Below are 19824 nucleotides of genomic sequence, written 5' to 3' on the forward strand. Positions count from 1 at the left end.
CGCCCCCGGGGTGGGGGGGTGGCGCCCCTTCACCTCGTGGGGGGTGGGCGCCCCACCCGGCCCCCCCCACCGCTGCCTACTTCTGCACCTGGCGGATCGTGCCACCGCCGCCCTTGCGCACATCGGCGATCTCCGCGTCCGTCTTCGACGCATACTCGCCGCCCTGCCGGCCGTCGCCGTAGGACAGCACAAACACGCTGCTGCCCCGACGCTTGTTGCCGCAGTTGCAACCCACAGCTTCCCTCCCTACTCGGCGTGCACCTGGTCGGACAGCGCCGCCACCAGGGTCCGGCGGTCCCGGCCGATCGACGCGGCGATTCGCTCGGCCTGCGCGGCGGTGGCGGCCCGCTGCCGCTCGGCCGCGAAGCCGGCCGCAACGGCGCGGCGCACCGCCGCTTCGAACGCTGCCGGGGACAGCGCCGCCAGGTCCCGCCGCCGGCCGGCGTCCGGGTCGGACGGACGCCAGCCCGCCCAGCCCGAGGCGACCATCGCGTACGCCCGCCCGCCCGACGAGCGGCCCCGCACCACCGGGAAGCCGCCGACGTTGACGCACAGCGCAGCGACGAGCTGCCGCGCCCCGCCAATCCACCGCCAGTCCCCCGACAGCGGCGACCGGCGCAGCAGCTGCACCTGCTCCTCGGTGGCCTCCGGCACCAGCGACCCCGCGACCCACGTGCCGTGGGCGTCCCGCCCGGCCCGCACCACGGCGACCTGCGTGCCGGTGTCGTCGTAGTGCTCTACGGCGGCCGCCGCGCTGACGGACAGGTCGGCGTGCCCGGTCGCCGCTGTGATGTGCCCGACCGCCACGAGGTCCCCCTCCGCGGTCTGGATCTCCGGCCGGTGGAACCAGTCGAAGCCGCCCTCGTCGGGCGGCAGCACGCACTGCCCGCCGGTCAGGAACGACAGGTGGCAGTCCCGGTCGGCGAGGTGCCCGAACACCCGCCCATCGGCGGTCACCGTGATCGGGGTCAGCTCGGTTAGGCCCGGGTCGTCGAACCACTCCCTCGGCGGGTAAAGCGGCGCCACCTGCTTCTCCGTAACCGCCGCCCCGGCCGCGGTAACCGGCTCTTCCTCTTTCTCCTCCTCATCGGTGGGCTCGCCGTCGGCCGGCTCGTCGTCGTCGACGAGCTCCAGCTTCGCCTCCATGAACGCCTGTGTCCCGACGAGCGTCACCGCCATCACCCGGCCCTTGGTCACCGTGATGTACGGCTCCTCGCCGGCCTCCATGAAGGATTCCCACTCCTCGTCGGTCATCTCCTCGATCGGCGTGCCGTCCGCGTCGGTGAACACGAACTCGAAGTCGTCAAGGTCCACCGACGGGAACAGCACGCCCTGGCGCAGCAGCTCCAGCGCCTCGCCCAACTCCGGCACCGCGTCGATGAAGTCGCCCGCACCGACCAGCTTCGTCTTCTGCACCTCGCCGGTCGTGATCCGGCCGATCGTCACCGCGCCCTCGTGCCCGGGGGCGTCCTCACGCGCCCACCGCAGCGCCAGCGGCAGCTCGCGGAACGACCACTCGCCGTCCGCCGCGAAGATCCGCCGGTCACCCGACTTGGCACCCAGCGGCGCCAGCGTCCCCTTCCACGTCGCCATCTGCTTGCCACCCTTCGCGGCTGCCGCCGCCGTCACCGTGATGTCCAACCCGGTCGCCCGGTCACGCCGGGGCCACGGGTGCTTCGGGACCACAGGCAGGGGCTCGTCGGCCTCCACCTCGATCATCGTGCAGCGGCAGTTCACCGTCTGCCCGGGCGGCGCGGCCGGGTCGCCCGGGTACCGCATCGGCACCCCGCCGACCATGAACACGCCGTCCAGGGCGACCCGCTGCCCGTCGGCGTCCCGGTGGTCGTCCCGGGTCCGCTCGTCGTGCGTGGCCACCCACACCTTGTCCAGCTTCTCGTCGAGCGCCTGCTCTGCGGTCAGCCACGCGGTCAGGGTCCCCGCGTTGTACGCGCCGATCGTCTCCGTCCGGGCGATCGTCGCCGCGCGGTCCTCCCACGACCGCTCGCCCAGGATCGCCTCGATCGCGTCCCTGATCCGCGGGACGCTCGCGCCGTCGCCGGTCAACTCGGCGACCGCCGCGACGACCAGTTGCCACGCGGAGTCCGGCACGCCGGTCAGCCGGTTCGGCAGCGCCGCCAGGTACTCGTCCTTCATCTGCGCCACGCGCAGCAGGTCGACGTCACCGCCCGCGTCGGCGACTCCCTCGAGGAACGTCTTGTCGACCGCCGGCACCAGGTGCACCGTCATCGCCTCGAACCACGCCTGCCCGGCGCCGGCGAGTGCCGACGGGTCCGGCGGCAGCGCCGCCGCGGTGACCGGCAGCGCCTTCGCGCGGGCGTCGGCCAGCCACGTCCGCAGGGCCTTGCGGGCGGCCCGCAGCACCCGCCGCTCGGCGGCGACCACTCGCGCCTCGTGGTCGAGGCGCAGCGGCAGCCACGGGTCCGGCTCGTCGGCCACGGCTCAGCCTCCCGCCTCGGCGACGGCCTCCGTGGCGGCGGGCAGCTCGTCGACGACCTGCACGACCGTCGCCTCGCACTGCACGCCCCCCTCGGCGCGGCAGGCGGGCAGCCCGCCCGGGGTCCGCACCAGCCGGTGGACCGTCAGCTTGTCGTCGGCCAGCTCCAGCCGCACGAAGTCCAGGTCCAGCGAGATGCCCAGCGGCGCGAACGCCGCGCGCAGCTGCGGCAGGGTCACGCTTCCCGGGTCAGCCATCGGTCCTCCTCCTCACGAGATTCCGCCGCGCCACGGCGGCCGGGTCGCAGACGTGGCCGGCGTCGGTCAGCGGCGGCTGGTCGCCCTCCCACAGGTCGCCCCACCAGCCGCAGGTGCGGCACATCGTCCAGCGCAGCCGCTCGCAGCCCTTGCCGCGCCCGGACCGCTGGCAGGCGTAGCCGTGGGTCTGCACCAGGTCCGGCACGAGGACGGTCGCAGGGCTCACGCCGGCACCAGCTCCCCGGCGACGGTCTGCGCCAGGTGCTCGCGCAGCTCGGCGACGTCGTGCCGCGCCCCGGTCACCAGCAGCCCACCGACGTACGCGGTCAGGGCGGCGGTCAGCTTCTCCGCGTCGACGCCAAGCCGCGCGGCGATCGCCGGCAGGGCCGTCCACGCGCCGTCCAGCAGCCGGGGCACCGACGTCGGCGTGGACTGGCGCACCGTGTGGTATTCCCACGCCTTCAACCCGTTGTGCCGGTACCGCTCGCGGCCCAGCACCCGTTTGCCGGCGATCTCCAGCGCCCGCAGCGCCAGCACCTCGCACGCGGCCACGAACGGTTCGCTCAGCGGGTCGGCCCCCGCGGCGGCGATCGCCGCCCTCTCGGGCGGGCCGCGGTCCTCGGTGTCGCCGGGCGGCGGCTCCTCCGTGGTCGGCTCCTCCTCGGCCGGCGGCTTGCCGCCCGGCGGGAGTTCCGGCTGCGGGGCCGGCTTCAACGCCTCCGGGTCGAGGTCGACGGACACCCCGGCCACCTGCAGGAGCCGCTGTACGAGCAGCGGCCCGGCGGCCGGCACCGTGCGGATGATGTCCAGCAGTCGGCGCAGCTCCCGCTCGTCGTCGGTCGGCTTGTCGCCGTCGCCGAAGCCGGTTTCCCGGCGGAGCGCGTCACCGGACAGCTCGCCGAGGCCGTACAGGTCCTTCGCGTCGGCGCCCTTGTCGGGGGTCTGCGTCAGCTCGCTGGTGTCGTACCAGACGATCCACCGCCGCGCGTCGGCGACGCCCTGCGCGCCTTCCAGCGCCGGCCACAGCATCTGCTGCGTCAGCGCCGCGCAGAACAGCTCCAGCTTCGACTCGACGTGGTACTTGATCGTCGCCTCGTCGGTCATCCAGGCGCCCCAATGGTTCGCCTGCGTCATCCCCAGCAGCATCTCTGGCGGGGCGTCCAAGCCGAGGGCCAGCCGCCGGATCGCGCCGTCCAGCATCGCCGGCACCGCGCTGGACAGCTCCGTGGCGAACGACAACAGCCGCGCCTTCTCCAAGTGCTCCGCCGGGCCCTGCACCACGATCGGCACCAGGGCGGCCACCGAGTCGCGGTCCTTTACGGCGGTCGTCATCGCCTCGGTCAGCGTCGCCAGGAACGACGTCACCCCGTCCTCGGCGTCCTCCTCCTGCTCGGGAGCGACGAAGCTCAGCTCGTTGGGCAGCAGCAGGATGCCCGCCCCGGCCAGCCGCGAGTCGATCTGCGACTGGACGTACTGCGTCAGCCGCTCGATCAGCCGCAGCACCCGCCGGTTGGACTGCACCTGCGACGACGGCAGCGCGTGCTTGCGCGGGCTCGGCACCCAGATCCGGACGATGACTGTCTCTTCGGGCTCCAGCTCGCGCGACCCGTCGCCCTGGTCGAGCACGTACTTCCCGGCCCGCTCCGTCAGCTCCTCCGTCGACGCGATGAACCACCGCTCCCGGTCGGTCGCGTTGCCGTCAGGGTCGCGCTCCGGCTCGCCGATCAGATAGCACTCGCCGGGCACGCCGAGTTGAATCCCGGCGTCGCGCAGCAGCTCGGCCTGCTGGCCGGGGCCGCCGAGGAACGTCTCGTTGACGCCGGCCGACGCCTGGTCGGGCGTCTCCATCGGCCGGCCATCGTCGTCGACCTGCGTGATGTACAGCCGGGCGCGGCCCATCGCCTTCGCGATCAGGTCGACGAGGAACGAGAACTCGCCGCACTCCTCGTAGTGCCGCCACGCCTCGTCCTGCCACTGCTGCTTGGTGACCTTGCGCAGGCTGCCGCTGGAGTCGTAGCGCATCTTCGCCGCGGAGGCGACCACGGCGGTGGCCTTGCCGACCTCGCTGTCGACATTGGGCTTCGTGCCCCACCACGCCACGCGCTACTCCTCGGGCTCGGCGCGCACCAGCAGCCCGGTCGCGTACGACAGGGCCAGCGCGACGGTGGGCACGTCGACCCACCAGTAGCCCGACCAGCGGGGCACGTCGGAGAGGTGCCACCAGCCGGTAGCGGCCGACGCGGCGATCCACACGGACAGGCACCAGCGGCAGAACAGCAGGTACGCGAACCCGCTGCCCTCGGGGAGCCGCCTCACGATTGCCTCTCGGGGTCGCCGGGTGATCTCGTCGGCGACGATCAGCCGGGTCACCCGCGCAACGAAGAGAAGCACCACCACAATCTCGATTAGCCGCACCACGGCTATGAGCATATGCAACGGCATTGCGGCCGGATAGTTGGCGGCTCGGCGGCCGGGCCAGTTCACCTCGAAGTACCTTGTCCCGTCGTCACCGAGAAGCAGCAGCCGTACGCGCCTTCTGGAAAAGTCGCCGCAGCCTCTTGGCCAGCGCCACGGCGACAGCGAGGAGGTCATCGCGAGGCATCACCACGTCGGTGCCGGACGCAGGTCATCCGAGACGTCGAGGAACCGAGCCATCGCAGGCGCGTGGGCGCACTCCGCCATGGACGCCGGTGACCAGAGCGGCCGCTCCGTAGCCGAGCACCGCCGACAGGCGGTCCAGCGAGGCGAACAGTCCCACAGGTCATCCCGGTCCTGGAGGCATCCGGGTTCCACGGGGGACGCGGCGCGGGCCTGCCGCATTCTGGGCTTCACCCGCAGCCCCGGATCGGGTGGTGACGCCGGCGGGAGGACGGCGAGGAAAAGAGGAAGTCAGGCGATGACGCGGACCCGCTCCGCCTGAGGGCCCTTCTGACCCTGAGCGATCTCGAACTCGACCCGCTGGCCGTCGTCCAACGCCTTGTAACCGTCCATCTCGATCGCGGAGAAGTGGACGAAAACGTCCTGCCCGCCGTCGACTGCGATGAAGCCGTAGCCCTTCTCGGCGTTGAACCACTTCACGGTGCCCTGTGCCACGGTGCACTTCCTCACTCTGCGCGGGATTCCACAACCCCGGACGCCGGCCGAGCCCGCGCCCCGGACCACCGCTTCGGCGATCGGCGACGGCCGCTGAATCGGTGACCGAAACCGCACGCTACACGAGGCGTGACGACAGCGCACCACCACAAATCGGGCACAATCCCGCCAGGATCCGGGCCCGCGGCGACACCTCGGCCGGCACTCGGGTATTGGTGAGACATGACGAGCGCGCCGACCATGCCAGCCGCGCAGACGGCCACGGTCCGCCGGGTCCGCTCCGAGGACGCCGCCCGGATGCGGGCGCTCCGACTGGCGATGCTCGCCGACGCGCCGCTGGCCTTCCTGGAGGCCGTCGCGGAGGCCGCAGCCCGCCCGCACGCCGACGGCCGGGACGCGGCGCAGCGGGCTGCCCGCCGACCTGGTCGAGGAGGTGGCCGCCTGGCCCCGGGCCTGCGGCCGGCCGGAGTTGACGCTGGTAGGAGCATGGGGATGGCGCGGGTGGGGACAACGTCAGGCGTGGGGGCTCACATTCAGTTGGTCGCCGTCTTGATTTCGATGGCCAGTGCTCGGACTTGTTCGCCATACAGGTGCTTGGCTCTGGCCCACTCGATATCAGAAAGGACGCGGGTTCCGTCGTCGGTGGGCGGGCGGAGCAGAGGACCCTTGTCCAGCCGTAACGCCTCCCGCAGTGCATCAAGGTACCTGATCATTCCAGCCTCGTCTTTGAGGTCGAGCCACAAGAGGGCTGGTTCGGTCGTGGTGCCGGATCCACGGGCGGCGGCAACGGCGTCAGTCATGATCTGGGCAACCAGTTCGGTGTACCGCTTGCGCAATTTGTCGAAGGAGTCTTCCCGGTTGCGTCTTTCGATGTCGTCGTAGCGGTTTCGGCGCGCACGGCGGGACCGCTCGAGCAGGTCAATGGCAACGGACTCGGCTTCGGCGCGGCTGACGGCGGGTCCGAGTTCGTCAATGTCAGTGAGTCGGTGCGCTGGCCGGGGAGGCACTGTGTCGGCGCGGACTGCCACCGCAGGTCCGCGGGGCGCGTCCTCGAGCAGGACCAGCGACCGATCGACGCCACGGTTCGCGATCTTGTCGAGGGCGGTTGCGAGCCGTGGGTGGCCGTAGGTGGCGAGGGCTACCCATGAGGCCGGGTCACGGCTGGCCCTGCTCGGATCAGTGGTGATGGGTTGGTCCGGCTGGTCCAGGACTACGCCGAAGCGTTCGATAACGACCTCGCGTAGATCGGTGAGGGTGATGGGGCCCGGCTCGGCGGCCGGGATGGGCAATGGATCGTCCTCAACTTCGAGTGGCAGGCCTCTGCCGGGGTTGGAGTCGATGAGGTCGATGAGGTTCTCGACTCCCTGACGGCGAGCCCGAGCTCGTTCGCTGGCCGGCGCTCTGAATACGCCGTGGAAGGCACCCTCCACCGCGCCGAGGATCGGTTGCAGTCCACCCACGATGCCGCTGAACATGTCGATGCGGGAGGCCAGTGCCCGGTACACCTCCTCCTCGACGGTATCGGCGATGAAGAAGTTGCGGACGACGATTGTGTTGCGGGCCTGACCGAGCCGGTCGATGCGGCCAATACGCTGTTCTACGCGCATTGGGTTCCAGGGCATGTCGTAGTTGATGAGGTAGCTGCAACTTTGGAGGTTCAGGCCTTCGCTGGCGGCGTCCGTGGCGAGTAGTACGGTGACCGCTCGTGCCTTGATGGCTTCGATGAGGTCACGTTTGCTGATGTCGATCCAGCCTTCATTCTCGCGAAAGACACGTCCGCCGTCGCCCGTGAACGTGGCCAGCTGGCTGCGGTAGCGGTGGTGCAGCCGATCTCGCAGCGCGTCCAGGGTATCGGTGAACTGGGTAAAGACGATCGTGCTATGCCCGGTGCCCCTTGCCTCCTCGACGTGCTGTTCGAGGGCCTCGAACTTGCGGTCGGGAACCCGGCCGATGCGCTCGGCGTAACCGCGCATCTCCTCCAGGTCCTGCTTGGTGAGCGGCACCGCCTCGCTGTCTTTGATATGACCGGCTTCGTCTGTGTCCAGACCTTCATCGTCGGCCTCGTCGAGCAGTCCTTGTTCGAGGAACGTTTCCTCACTCGCGAGCCGCCTGAGCAGGGTCTTTTGAATAGCTGCCCAGCTGCTCGTGAGGCGTCGGCGGTAGACGGTTAGAACGAATCCAGCCCCCCGGCGCTTACCGTGGGCCTCCAGCAGCCTGTCAATGAGCCGTTCGAGGTCGTGGTAGAGCTGCTGTTCCTCGGTGCCGAAGTCAACGACGTACGGGCGCACGTCGCGCTCGGCAAGGTTCTCGCTAATAAGACCTTGCCGGCGGTAAGCCTTGAGTGTCGAGCGGCTGTGCCGAGCGACGTACTGCCGGACGGGACTGAGGGCTCGTAGCCAGTCACGTAGCGCTTGGCAGCCGTCGGGGCCGAGTTCAGCGATCCGGTGTTTGACGTCGGCGCCGTCGCGTCCGAATCGGGTCACCATCTCGGCCTTAACGACACCGACTCGGCGTGCGATGTCGGCGGCGAGTTCGTCCTCAGCGCCGGTGCGCGGCAAAGCTGGCGTGCGGCGCACCTGCTCGGCAAGCCAGGCCCAAGCGGTCGCTCGGTCGTCGGTCTTGGCTAGCTCGGCATAGAACCGGACGAAGGCGTCCTCGTTGGTGAGCGGCCCGGTTAGCCCGGTCTGCCTCAGCAAATCGACCATTTCTACTGCGCTGGTCTGTAGCGGTGTGGCGGTGAGCAGCCAGGTTGCCCGCGCCGCGCCCTGCCGGCGGATGGCGTCGAGTAGTTCGAGGAGCCGGCTTGGGCGGTAACGATCCTCGGCGCCGTGTTGTCGCCGCGCGTGGTGCGCCTCGTCCACGACCAGCAGGTCGTATGGGGCGGCTGCCAGCAGCAGGCGCTGCTGGTCGGGACGGCGGGCCAGGTGGCTGGAAGCGAGCAGCAATGGATGGTCGGCGTACGGGTTGACTCCGGCTGGACGAATATCTTCCGGGTGCGCCCCGTGGATCTTGCCTTGGTCGAGTCGCGGCACCCACAGCGCAAATTTTTCGAACAGTTCGTCCTGCCACTGCCTGCAGACGTTTGCCGGGGCCAGGATCAACGCCTTGGCGACCTCGCCGTTTAGTACGAGCCGGCGCAGGCTCATACCGGCGCTGATGGTCTTCCCAAGGCCCACCTCGTCACCGATGAGCCATGAGCGTGGGTACATACCTGCGAGCCGAGCGACGTTCTGCCGCTGGTGCGGGAACAGGCGGACGCCGCTGGTGGCCTCCGCGAGATCACCAGCCCAGGGAAGGCGCGGAGCGATCTGCATGTATCGGGCGACCGTCGCGTCATCACCGACCGGCGGCGGTTCTTCAACGTCTCGCTCACCGGGCATCTTGGCAGGGGCGTGCTCGAGCAGTGCCTTCGCCGCAGCCTCGGGCAGCGGGTAAACCCGGAAGCCAGGAACGTGCCCGTTCCAGCGCTGTTCAAAGCGGCTGGCCCAGAAGGTGAAGTGGTCGGCGGTGCCGTCCCAACTGCGATAGACGCTGAACGACTCGAAGTTCTTCGTCCATGCGGTGGCGGACTCGTTGATCGACCCTTGGAAGACGACAGCGTCACCGTTGCCGTCACGGAGCACGCCGACCTTCTCGTGGAAGTAACCGAGTTGGCCGTCGGTTGCGATTGGGTCGCCGGTCTCGTCGACGGCGATGGCCACCCGAACCTGCAGGCGCTGGTTGCGGATTAGCCAGGCGAGGACCTCCAAGCGGCGGCGATCCACCTCGTTGCTGGTTACGAGACCCGCCGCGAGCCGCTCTGCGAACGCGCCGTCGAGCGTTGCCTTCCCCTGCAAGGCTTCACGGTCCTCCTCCGTGATCGCGGCGCCGCACAGCAACCGCACCGTGCCGCTGTGATTGAGGAATCGGGACAGGCCGCGGGCGGCGACTGACAACGATGAGGAGCGGAAGTAACCGACAGAGCGCGCATAACTGGTCGCTCGCCTAAGAGCAGGCACGTAAAAGTGATTCAGGACATCGTCGCCGCTATCGTAACCGGGCGGCAGGTCGAGCCCGCGCAGGCTCGGAAGCGGCTCAGTGTCCGTCACGGCCGGTGTATCAGTTGGCGGCATCAGAACAGAGTTGGTGCCGCAGCGGTGACCGCGTCCGGGTCCGGTGGTAACGGCAGGTTGTCGAAGAAGGCGGCACGCAACGAGTCCAGGACGCGGGCCTCGGGCCGCACAAATACGCCCTTCTGCTTATGGCGCGGCACGGCATAAAGAGCCGCCCTCACGAGCGCGGCGAAGCGGGTGTCGTCGACAAGGTTGTGGCGATTCAGCCAGGCTTGTGCGGCTCGCGTTCCGTCTTCCTCATAGACGAGCATGAGAGCGTGCAGCGCGTCGATGAGAGCGTCATAGCTGGCGGCATCGACGTCGAGACCCTTCGCGGTTCGCCGTTGCGCCGGCGTTAGCAGGGTCGCCTTCCCGGAGCTAGCCTTCATCAGCTTGTGCGTCTTGACCACCGTCTCCAGGTCTAGATGCGTCGCCAGGGACAGTTTGAGGGCTTCCGGAGCCGGAAACTCCACGGCCTGGAAGTCCGACCATGCCAGCAGCCACCAGTCCGTGACACGGTCAAAGTCCACGTCCTTGCCACCGAGGAGACCCCGCTTCTTCAAAGCGGCGACCTTCACCCGCGCCAAGTCAAGGGCCACGTCGGGACGTAGCACTTCCGGTACGCCGTCAGGGTCCAGCTGCCCTGTGTACACGGGCCAGTTACGAGACAACACCGCGAGTACTGGCCCGTAGGTCGCCAAGGTGAGGTCGATGCCTCGCAAGCCGTGGCCAGCGAAGCGCTCGACTGCGTCGACGGCCGCCTGCTCGACGTCCTGACGGATGTCGTTCCAATACGCGGGTGTGGTGTCACCGCGCTTGTGGCAGTTGAGCAGAATTGTCGACTGCGCCGAGTTCTTCTTGGCCTGGTTCAGCGAGTCTGCTTCTGTGGCGACGGGCCATGAGGATGTGATCGCGAACCCGGCGTTGAGCAGAGCGGCGCCGAGGGTGTCCCACGCATCGACTCGCTTGTGGGTGAACATCACGTTCAACACCCCGGCGGGGCCCAAAACTCGATACGCCTCACGGAACGAGCGGGTCAGCAAGTCCTCGTAGTGCGCGTTCGCTAGTTCGTCTGCTGTCTTGGCGCCAGCGACCCGCTTACCCCGGCCGCCGTGCGTGGCAACGTCTTTGAACAGGGACGGGTTCGCAACAGCCTCGGCGTGCTTGTCGGTAATTGGCAGATCACAGAACTGTGGCCACACCAGTGCCAGTGACCGCTTCAGCCAGACGTAGAAGAAGTCGCTGAGCTCTGCGTACATCACATTGTCGTAGTACGGCGGGTCCGTCACCACTACATCGACGGTCCCAGCGGGGAGGCTAACCGAGGCTGCGCTGCCACGTAGCACGTCAGGACGGCCAAGGGCCTCCTCTTCCGCCCCAGTTGACTGCACACCATGAACCAGCTTGCTGAGCTGGCGGTGGATACTCGCCGCTTTCTCGGCGACCCAGGGAACCAAGACGCGAGCAGCGTCCATCTCGCCGCAGGTCCACTTGAAGGCGAAGTCGTGTCTATCGAACGTGTTGCCGATCATCGACCGGGTGGGGTGCCAGCCGCAGAGACGCGAGTTGTAGTTCAAGCCTCGATCGAGGGCGAATGCTAGCTGAAGAGCGACTGCCCTACCTCTGGCGTCACCGATTTCTTGGAGCATCTCGGGCTGCAACCGGATGAGTTCCTCAAGGATGACCAGATGGGCCAGCAGTTGGCGCGGCAGGAACATGTCGGACCATCGTGCGATGCCCAGACGCAACGGTTCATCCGTCTTGTGGCCGGACTCGATGGGTTCATCACATACCAGCCCGTCGATTTCCCAGCCGGGGCGCAGGCGGCCAAGTTCCTTCTCTGCCGCCGCTGCCGCCGCCAGATCGGTGTCCGCGGGTGCCCGGAAGCGGCGCCCCTTGCTGCCGGCTGGCTCGTAGCAAACGGCCAATAGCACGTAGGTGCCGTGTCCTGCCTTCGCTTGCTGTTGGACGTACTCGCCAGAGAAGGTGGTGTCAGGGGCCCATACACTCTCCCCGACCCCCTGCTTGTACGTGGCCCGCTCGCCGTACTGAGCCGCCTGCTTCCCTTCGACGATGACTGGCACGATGTTTCCGGCGTCCTGGTCGACGTCGAGGCGAACGGCGACATGCTTGTCGGCATTGTTCGGCCGGGCAAGCCACAGGTTCGGAGCCAAGGGCGTTGGACGCCCAGTGGTGGGACAGGGAACGGCGAACGCCCAAATGTAGCCAGCGATGGCATGATCTGCGGCGCGCGGGAAGAACTCGTCTAGTCGGATTCGAGTCGCAGCAGCCCAGCGCTTTCCCCAGTGACGGATATCGTCGGCGAGGTCGGGCCCAAAGTCATGAACGACACCGAGGGTGCCCTGCAAGACCGCAGAGGCGACTGGATTCAGTTCATTGGCGATGGTGTTGCAGCCGAGCCGCATCGCTTCGAACGGAATACTGCCGCCGCCCGCGAAAGGGTCTAGGACGATGGGCGCCTTTTCCGGCCCGCCGGTACGCAGGGCGTACAACCGCCGGATGCGCGCGATCTCGTCCGGCTGGGGTGAGCGGGTGAATGCACGATCGTAGCCATAACCGTTGCCCTGCAGCTTAATTCCGTTGGCATTCGCAGCTGCGATCGCCGCTCGTGCCCGAACTGGGTCCTTACCCTTCGGGATCCCCACAACTTCGAGGAACCACTGGTGGTAGGCGGCCTCGCCAGGGAACTCGGCGAAGAGGCCTTCCCGCACACGTCGGGCCTCCTCATCGGCGGCAGCTTCGCTCTCGGTTGGCCACGCCGGGAGAACGGATCCGAGGATGGCGGCCCGGCTGGCGGACAGGGGCCGTCGGGCCCACCAGACATGAACCACGTTCACCGGTGGAAGTGCCGTTGCGCTGCCGCGTTCGCGGAGGCTTTCGGCTCCGATCTGCTGCGCGGGAAACCACTGGTCAATGAGGCTGGGCACTGTCAACGTCTGCTGCTTTCGGCGAGAAGAAGGCGAAGGGCGCGCAGCCCGTTGCGTCGGGTGACTTGGGCATGCCAGTAGGCCGCTTCTTCGCGGCTCATCGCGGCGACCCCTGTTGCGACCGTGGTGATCCGGTCGAGGCGCTGTAGTGGTTTGACCGCGCGTAGGAGCAGCTCGGCATGAGCTCCGAGCTGCGGGTCGACTGTGAGGGGCTGACCGCTCGTCCAGTCCTGGCCGCGGAGGCGGGCGTCCCGCAGGATTTCGTGCAGCCCGGCAGCCACGTGGAGCGCGCGGTATCCGTTAACTCGAACGGCCCTCTCGCCGCCTTCAAGGTCGGTGGCGTAGACATTGAGCGCGATGACACGGCCCTCATCGTCGCGCTCGACGGTGCACCGATAGGTTTCCGTTCGGGTCATGACGACCCCTCAGACGTGATCCAAACATCGCATTTGCTAGGGCCGGTCGCCTGTGCGGCGTTGACGACCATGGCGAAGTCCTCGCCTTGCAGTTCGACAGGTTCGGTCCATGTTGCGTCGACCTCGGCCTTCAAGTCGGCCGGTCGGCGAAGTACGGCGCGCAGTGCCTCCCGCAGCGGGGCGTATTCGGCCCCGGGCCCGCGGAACTGGATGTGGATCTCGTGCTCTGGATCGTCGAGCTGCACCCTGGCGCTGATGGTGAAGGTGCTGCTTACCCCGGTGGTGGCTGCGTGCGCGACGGTGAGCAAACGTTGCAGCTCCTTGTCGGCACCTGCGCCGAGATGGTTAACGCTCACCCGCAGTCGGCGGGCATGTGTGCGCCCGGCGTCTACCGCCAACTGGCGGGCGCCGACCATTGCCGGCCCTGCCGCACCTGACCTGGTGAACTCGGTGGCGGTGACAATGTTTGTGCCGCCACCACCGCCACCACCGGTACCACCGGTACCACCGCCACCTGAGCTGCCGCAGCCTCCCGTGTGGACCTTCCCGCACAGCGGGCACGCCTCAGGCCCGTCGTCCCTAAATGAGCCAGGCGGGTGTAGGAGAGTGTCCTCTCCTAGGCGTGGCGCCGGACCCGGCCGAACCTGGGTGGACCAGCCCGCCGCTCCCCCATCAGGTGCTTGATACTCCCATACGCCGTTGCGGACACCAGCGACGATCAAGTTAACGAGCTGCGCTCGGTCGAGCACCAGCCGGAGATCTTGGCGGCGAGCAAATACCCGGACCAGTTCGTTGGCGGGCTGCGGAGTGTCAAACTGCGCACCAAGCTTGCTCCGCACGTAGGCCGGGTCCAGTGGCTTGCTTCCGGCAGCCAGGGTCTTGTCCATGGCAGCGAGCAGGTCGAGGATCGCATCGGTCTGGTTGCTGCGGACGCTACCAGTCGTAACCGTGTCGAGGACCACCGTCTCCAAGCCGCCCTTGCCCGGCACGTAAAGCACGTTCACGTGATTGCATACCGCTACACGGGCCAGCAGGCCGGCCTCCGACGCCTGCCGTGCGACATCAGCGGGCCTGCCCTCCCCTAGGTTCTGTAGCAGCTCTGGGGTGGCGCGCAGCTGCTCGAGAGCTAGCAGTCGCCGCACGGCTCTAAGCATCGGCTCATGCCCGTCCCGGTTGGGCACCAGAAAGACCAGCCGGTTGCGGTATTCGCGGACGCCTCCACTCGGAGCCTTCTCGTACGTGTCGAGCACCTTCTGCGGCACCGGGTCAACTGCTGGGTCGACGCCCTTGACGTCACCAAAATCGTCCCAGTGGAAGGCGACGAGGTAGGCATCCTCGCTGTTGTCCGGCACTTTCGCGTCTTCCCACGCCCGGCGGACCTTGAGCGCGGAATCCTTATACTGCTCAGAGAGAATCTTCGTGGCGCGCTCGCGCACCTTGCTGCCGAGGATCTTCTCTTCCGCCTCTTGCACGAGGCGGACCAAACTGGCCTCCGTTGAGAACCGGTAGCCGCGGACATCGGCATGCAGGTACCAGCACGTGTTTTCCAGGTTGTCGAGGGCCCTGACGAGCAAGTTGGGGTCGTCACTCGGCGTGAGAACAGCCGCGTACAGGTCGCTGGCTGCGACCCCAGGTACGTTCCGGGTGAGGCTAAACAGGTACGCGGCTGTGGCGAGGCGCCTCCCATAGGGAGCGCCCATTCGAGCGTCAACGTCGTCGGCGTGGCTGGGGGCACCGCCGGGCTGCTGGGCGATATCGGTGCGGATCACCGGCTCATACAGCGGCCGATCGATGCGGCTGGACAGCTCTTCGGCGAGGACCTGATCGGAAAGGTCCAAGTGGTGCAGGTGGATCAAGTCGAGGTCCGCGCCAGCGGTCCAGACGCCGCGTACCGCCCTTGCGAGTAGGCGCAGTGCCCCGCGGGTTCGCTGGAAGTTCGGAATTGTCGACAGCCGCTTGTCCAAGACCCGAATCAGGTCGGGGTGAAACGGATAGCTGGCCTCGATGTTGCGGGCGTACGTGCCGCTGACCACATCTAGTGGCAGGTCGAGGCCGGCAGCGTGGGCCTCGGCTGCCGCCTGCGCGTACCGCGCCGCAACGCTCTTCCTCTCGGCCACTCCGGCCATGTCCGTTTCAAACAGCCTGCGTGCAAGGATCCTCGGGAGGTCGGCTTCTCCGCTGGCCGGTAGGACCAACTCCTTGCGGGCAAGCAGGCTCGCCGCCTGCTTTAGCGTTGCCGCGAGCGTCTCCGTGTCTCCGGCGAAGGCGTCGGTCTCGCCAGCGGTAGTGATGACGACCACGACCCGCTCGCTGCTATCGGCGGCCTCAAGCAGGGCCATCAAGAACGAGAGTACCTGCTTGGCGAGGGTTGATTCACCGACGGTGCGTGCGCCTGCGGCGGCCAGGTAGCGGGCGATCTCGTCGATGAGGATGAGAACGGGCTTGCCACCGAATATCTGCTTAAGTTGGTCGCTGCCCGGGGCGCTAAGCCCCTCGTCGTCCTTGCGGACGATGTTGTACGCGTCTGCGCCGCCGATCTGAAGCGCCAGGTATCCCCACGGCGTAGCGGCGCTGATCCCGTCGACAACGGGGAAGGTGGTCGCGCCCGCGCTCGTGCCGACGAACACCGCGACGGTCGGTGTCGGGGTGCCCGCAGGAGCCGCTAGCAATGCCGGATCCATGAACGAGCGCGCCGCGCTGCTATCCAAGCGGCCCTTGGCCGCGTGATAGAGGGCGATTAGGTTGTGCGTCTTGCCGCCGCCAAAGCTCGTTTCCAGCCGGAGCACGCTGGCTGCGTCTGGGCGAGTCCCGAGCAGCCGACCGAGGGCCTCGTTCAGCAGGCTCCGCAGTCCATTGCTGGGATAGGTCTGGGCGAAGAAGACATCCGGGTTGCCATACGTATCCGCGGCGCTTCCGACGACCACGTCTTCCAACCCGGCTGCAAAACGCGCCTCGCTGAGCTCTCCGGCGAGCACGTCCTGTCGAGGCTTGATCGCGGTCAGCAACGTCATCTCGGCGATCTCCTGGTCGTGTCCCGCGCGCCGCTGCGGCTCGCTATTGCAGGTTGTCGCTGGAGCCCCAGCGCCACTCGTTGCGCCCCCATTACCGGTGAGCAGCGATGCCAGCATCGTAGGGCATCCGGCGAGAACTGCGGCGGGCCGGCGGATGCCCATCCAACAGCGACGGCACTCTCCGCGCATGCACGGTTACCCTCGTTCAGGTTCGTCGGCTGGCACGCCAGGATCCCCCGGTCACCGATCTCCACGTGAATGTCTCTCACGTCTGCTCGGCGGTCGCCGTCGCGACGAGCCCGCCATCCGCGTCGACTCGCATACCGGGCCCGGCATTGTCGCCGCCAGCCCCGCGCACCGCCGCGATCCACTCGAAACACCTGCTTGCCGAAGCCCGGCCGCTCCACCGACGGCACCACCACCAGCCCTGCGCCACCTTCGTCAGCTACTCGATTGGCGGCCCCGGCCGCCGCGCACCGCACGGTAGAACCGCACCGCCCGCCGCCGCGCCCAGCGCCGCGCGCCCGCGTCCCACCGCGCGTGCTGGTAGAGCCGGGTCACGTCCGGCCCCGAGCCCTCCACGCCCGGGGCGCACCGCGACCAGGCGACGGCGCCCTTCTGTAGTGGCAAAAGGGGTGAGGTCAGTCAGGCGCTTCTGGCGTAGTCGGAGAAGGGGTCTTCGCCTTCGTCGAGAATCAGCGGCACGTCGTACACCGACAGGTCCGGCCTGGGGCGCGCGTACCGGACGCGGTGACGCCATCGGTGGCGCTCGTAGGCCGTGTCCACCTGGATCTCAGCCACCACGGTCGGCTCGACCTGGGCGTAGCGCAGCGGCTCGGGCCGCTCGAACTGGCCAGACCAGGCAGCCGGTAGCGGATCGGGCCAGGGATGGATAACAACACGACGCTCGGTCGGACGTGGCGGCGACAGCAGTCCCGCCAGCTCCTGGCGCTGCGGCGTGGCCAGCGGGTGCGTGCGGCCGGTGTACCGCAGCCGACCACGCCGGTCGAACCGGCCGAGGAGAAGTGTGTCGGGGTCCCGGATGCTGCCGGTGACGCCGCCGACGATCGCCTCCGTCGTGGCACGAGCCCGGAACTTCGCCCACCCTCGCCGGCCAGGCTCATACCGGCTGTCGAGGCGTTTGATCACAACCCCTTCGACGCCGGCCGCGGTCCACGAAGTCAGCCATTCGCTGACCTCGGCGACGTCGACGCTCTGCGGGGTGACCGCCAGCTGCGGCGGGGCACCGGCGAGCAGCCGCACCAGCCGGGCACGTCGCTCGACCAGTGGCACGTCGAGCACCGGCTCTGCGCCAGCGTCGACGAGAAGGTCGAAGGCGACGTAGTAGGCCGGGTGCTCACGGGCCTCGCGCAGCAGCCCCCGGCCAGCGGTGACCCGCCGCTGCAGCAGGGCGAAGTTCGTCCGCCCCCGCTCCCAGACGACCAGTTCCCCGTCGAGCACCGCACCGGGCGGGACGATAGCCCGCACCGCCCGGGTGATGTCCGGGAAGTACGGCGTCAGATTCCTGCCAGCACGCGACTGCAAGTAGACGTCGGAGGCCCCCCGGAAGGCCAGCGCCCGCCACCCATCCCACTTCGGTTCATAGACCAGGTTCGGGCCCTCGAGCACTGAGTCGATCGGCGCGGCCAGCATCGGGGCGACAGGCCGGCGTAGCACCGGCCCACCTGGCGACGTCTCCCACCGCCAGGCCGGGCTCACCCCCTCCAGCCCCATCCGTCCAGATAGTGAGCGCCACTCATATCGTCCCTCCCCCGCCATCGTCGTGCAGCGGAAGCGGCTCGGGGCGCAGATCAGGGGCAACGAATGCATGGAACCGTGAACATCGCCCTCACCCATGTCTTGCGTTGCGGGCACTGCCTACATCAGGAGGTCTCACCCAGGTCCTCGAGCCCCTGGTCGAAAGAGGCGGATGCGGCAACGTCCGCTTCTGCCGACTTGCGTGCACTCGATATTGGTGAACCGACGTGACACCGCAGCCCCGGAGATCTGAGGTCAATCGCTGCTGTCCTCAACTGCGGCCGCTACTTCAGCTCGGCCCTTGCCTTCGCTGTGGTCGCAGTGCTCACGAATGTCGAGATCTTGGCGATTACCTCTCCGATATCCACGATGCCCAGGGGCGCCGTTTCGGTGTAGCCGGCTTGTGGCAAATCGTCCTTGGCAGCTCCGAAGGGCAGCCCGAGGTCTGACCGCCACCAGCTGAGCGTTGCGAACTCGACCTCTCTTGCCTGACTGCCGTCAATGCCCCGCCAGAGTCGGATGACATTCCAGCCTTGACGCTTGTGCGCAAGGACGCGGCTAGAACCGGCAGCGCAGATGCCAACCTTCATGGCCCTCAATACCCCATGTTCGAGTAGGTAGACCTCTGCGGGGACGTCAGCACCCAAGCCGTGCGTAGCGCAATAAAGACAGCCTCCCTGCCCTCTCTTCAGATTCGCGTATGTCGGCTTTACCTGCCGGCCGCACACGAGGCACTGACATCGCCATGGCACGTGCGCGCTGGTATATGCCTCCAGCGGCTTCAGCCGCGCGGCGATCGCGATGTCTTTCGCGTCTTCCGCCGGTTTGCGCTGGATCGCGGCTCGATGCGCGAGCGCGCAGCGAGTACATCCGGTGTCCCGGCGCTCAAGGTGGGCGAGGGTTCGTCGTTCCTCCCACCCGCACGTCCTGCACCGAACGTGCCAGGCCTGATGCGCTCCTGGAAAGCCTTCCAGAGCGATCAAACCGGCGGTGCGTAGGCGCTCCATTGCTGAGGATGGCGACACCCTGTTGCGTGCGCAATAGGCGCATCCCGACCCGCCGCGAACAGTCTGGAACTGAGGATGCACGGTGTTTCCGCAGGTGAGGCAGATTGATTGCCATCCGACCGCTACCCCCGGGAACGGGCCCTGAGGCTCTAGGCCAGCAGCTCGCATGATCCGGACGGCGTCGTCAACATCAACGGCTGTGCATGAACAGAACTTGCAGCCACCTTGGCCTCGTCGCAGGTTGTTGAGGGTGGGAGAGACGGTGCGCCCACAGGTCCGGCATTGACTGGTCCACGGACGGTTGGTGCCAGGGAAGGGAACAGCCGGATCTACGCCGTACTGGCGCATCTCCTCTTCGACGGCCGCAGCCGACTCTGACCGCTGTCGTTCCCCACGTCGGACCGACACACAGAACCTGCAGCCAGCATCCGGGAAACGCAGGAGCCAGCTGATGCGTGGACCTGACTCTCGTCCGCAGACCAGACACCGCGCCGGCCACGGCAGACCACGCCGTCCCGGGTAGTCGACGATGGGCTCGAAGCCCCGAGACCGAAGAAATACGTACGGATCCTCCAGTTGGTAGCCGCGCCTCGAAAGCCCCGTCGGGCCGAGGCCACCGTCCTGCGCCATGCCCCGGGTTCCACAGCTAATCGGGGTCCTGGGACGCGTCCGTTGGTCCTGTCGCTGGTCAGAGCGTTGCGGTCTAGTGGGAACACCGAAAGTCCCTAGTGACACGGATCGCGCGGTCGCCGGTAGTGACGTGGGATTTCCTCTTGATGTCCTAGCGG

13 protein-coding genes and 1 pseudogene are annotated in these 19824 nt (G+C 68.0%); 1 reads left to right on the forward strand and 13 read right to left on the reverse strand.

Going from position 1 to position 19824, the window contains the following annotated elements:
• Positions 1 to 76: 76 nt before the first annotated feature.
• From AB0I11_RS32090 to AB0I11_RS32120, 7 genes are all read right to left on the reverse strand, one after another.
• Positions 77 to 235: a hypothetical protein gene (locus AB0I11_RS32090; RefSeq protein WP_357329273.1), complete on the reverse strand. Its 159-nt coding sequence runs from the start codon at positions 233 to 235 to the stop codon at positions 77 to 79.
• An 11-nt stretch (positions 236 to 246) separates the two neighbouring features.
• Positions 247 to 2457, reverse strand: coding sequence for a phage minor head protein (locus AB0I11_RS32095; protein WP_357329275.1), 2211 nt, complete (start codon positions 2455 to 2457; stop codon positions 247 to 249).
• A gap of 3 nt (positions 2458 to 2460) precedes the next feature.
• Positions 2461 to 2712 (reverse strand): hypothetical protein, encoded by a 252-nt coding sequence (locus AB0I11_RS32100; protein WP_357329277.1) that lies wholly within the window; start codon positions 2710 to 2712, stop codon positions 2461 to 2463.
• A complete protein-coding gene (locus AB0I11_RS32105) occupies positions 2705 to 2938 on the reverse strand; it encodes a hypothetical protein (RefSeq protein ID WP_357329279.1) in 234 nt (77 codons plus the stop codon). Before AB0I11_RS32105 ends, AB0I11_RS32100 begins: the two co-directional genes overlap by 8 nt.
• Entirely contained in the window at positions 2935 to 4812 is a 1878-nt protein-coding gene (locus tag AB0I11_RS32110; protein ID WP_357329281.1) for a hypothetical protein, read from the reverse strand. Before AB0I11_RS32110 ends, AB0I11_RS32105 begins: the two co-directional genes overlap by 4 nt.
• 3 nt (positions 4813 to 4815) lie before the next feature.
• Positions 4816 to 5130: a hypothetical protein gene (locus tag AB0I11_RS32115; protein ID WP_357329283.1), complete on the reverse strand. Its 315-nt coding sequence runs from the start codon at positions 5128 to 5130 to the stop codon at positions 4816 to 4818.
• A gap of 471 nt (positions 5131 to 5601) precedes the next feature.
• A complete protein-coding gene (locus AB0I11_RS32120) occupies positions 5602 to 5805 on the reverse strand; it encodes a cold-shock protein (protein WP_013288855.1) in 204 nt (67 codons plus the stop codon).
• A 222-nt stretch (positions 5806 to 6027) separates the two neighbouring features.
• Here AB0I11_RS32120 and AB0I11_RS32125 point away from each other — a divergent pair.
• Positions 6028 to 6283 (forward strand): annotated as a pseudogene (locus tag AB0I11_RS32125) (GNAT family N-acetyltransferase); the annotation flags it as partial.
• Between the two features lie 55 nt (positions 6284 to 6338).
• Here the strand turns inward: AB0I11_RS32125 and AB0I11_RS32130 are convergent.
• The 6 genes from AB0I11_RS32130 to AB0I11_RS32155 form a co-directional block, all read right to left on the reverse strand.
• Positions 6339 to 9893: a helicase-related protein gene (locus AB0I11_RS32130; RefSeq protein WP_357329285.1), complete on the reverse strand. Its 3555-nt coding sequence runs from the start codon at positions 9891 to 9893 to the stop codon at positions 6339 to 6341.
• 23 nt (positions 9894 to 9916) lie between these two features.
• Positions 9917 to 12844 (reverse strand): DUF1156 domain-containing protein, encoded by a 2928-nt coding sequence (locus AB0I11_RS32135; protein ID WP_357329295.1) that lies wholly within the window; start codon positions 12842 to 12844, stop codon positions 9917 to 9919.
• A gap of 2 nt (positions 12845 to 12846) precedes the next feature.
• Positions 12847 to 13260, reverse strand: a complete 414-nt coding sequence (locus AB0I11_RS32140; protein WP_357329287.1) for a hypothetical protein — start codon at positions 13258 to 13260, stop codon at positions 12847 to 12849.
• Complete coding sequence (locus AB0I11_RS32145) at positions 13257 to 16271, reverse strand: DUF499 domain-containing protein (RefSeq protein WP_357329289.1); 3015 nt, start codon at positions 16269 to 16271, stop codon at positions 13257 to 13259. The genes AB0I11_RS32140 and AB0I11_RS32145 overlap by 4 nt, the downstream gene beginning before the upstream one ends.
• A 645-nt stretch (positions 16272 to 16916) precedes the next feature.
• On the reverse strand, positions 16917 to 17924 hold the full coding sequence (locus tag AB0I11_RS32150) for an ATP-dependent DNA ligase (protein ID WP_357329291.1): 1008 nt from the start codon (positions 17922 to 17924) through the stop codon (positions 16917 to 16919).
• A 389-nt stretch (positions 17925 to 18313) separates the two neighbouring features.
• Positions 18314 to 18619 (reverse strand): hypothetical protein, encoded by a 306-nt coding sequence (locus AB0I11_RS32155; protein WP_357329293.1) that lies wholly within the window; start codon positions 18617 to 18619, stop codon positions 18314 to 18316.
• Positions 18620 to 19824 lie beyond the last annotated feature (1205 nt).

Origin of the sequence: Micromonospora sp. NPDC050495, assembly GCF_040655175.1 — a bacterium.
In the GTDB taxonomy this organism is placed as follows: Bacteria; Actinomycetota; Actinomycetes; order Mycobacteriales; family Micromonosporaceae; genus Micromonospora.

Excerpts from the sequence above, each read along its gene's own strand:
- AB0I11_RS32140 (WP_357329287.1), bottom strand. The coding sequence starts at position 13,260 with ATGACCCGAACGGAAACCTATCGGTGCACCGTCGAGCGCGACGATGAG.
- AB0I11_RS32145 (WP_357329289.1), bottom strand. The coding sequence starts at position 16,271 with ATGACGTTGCTGACCGCGATCAAGCCTCGACAGGACGTGCTCGCCGGA.
- AB0I11_RS32155 (WP_357329293.1), bottom strand. The coding sequence starts at position 18,619 with ATGAAGGTTGGCATCTGCGCTGCCGGTTCTAGCCGCGTCCTTGCGCAC.
- AB0I11_RS32150 (WP_357329291.1), bottom strand. The coding sequence starts at position 17,924 with ATGCTGGCCGCGCCGATCGACTCAGTGCTCGAGGGCCCGAACCTGGTC.
- AB0I11_RS32100 (WP_357329277.1), bottom strand. The coding sequence starts at position 2,712 with ATGGCTGACCCGGGAAGCGTGACCCTGCCGCAGCTGCGCGCGGCGTTC.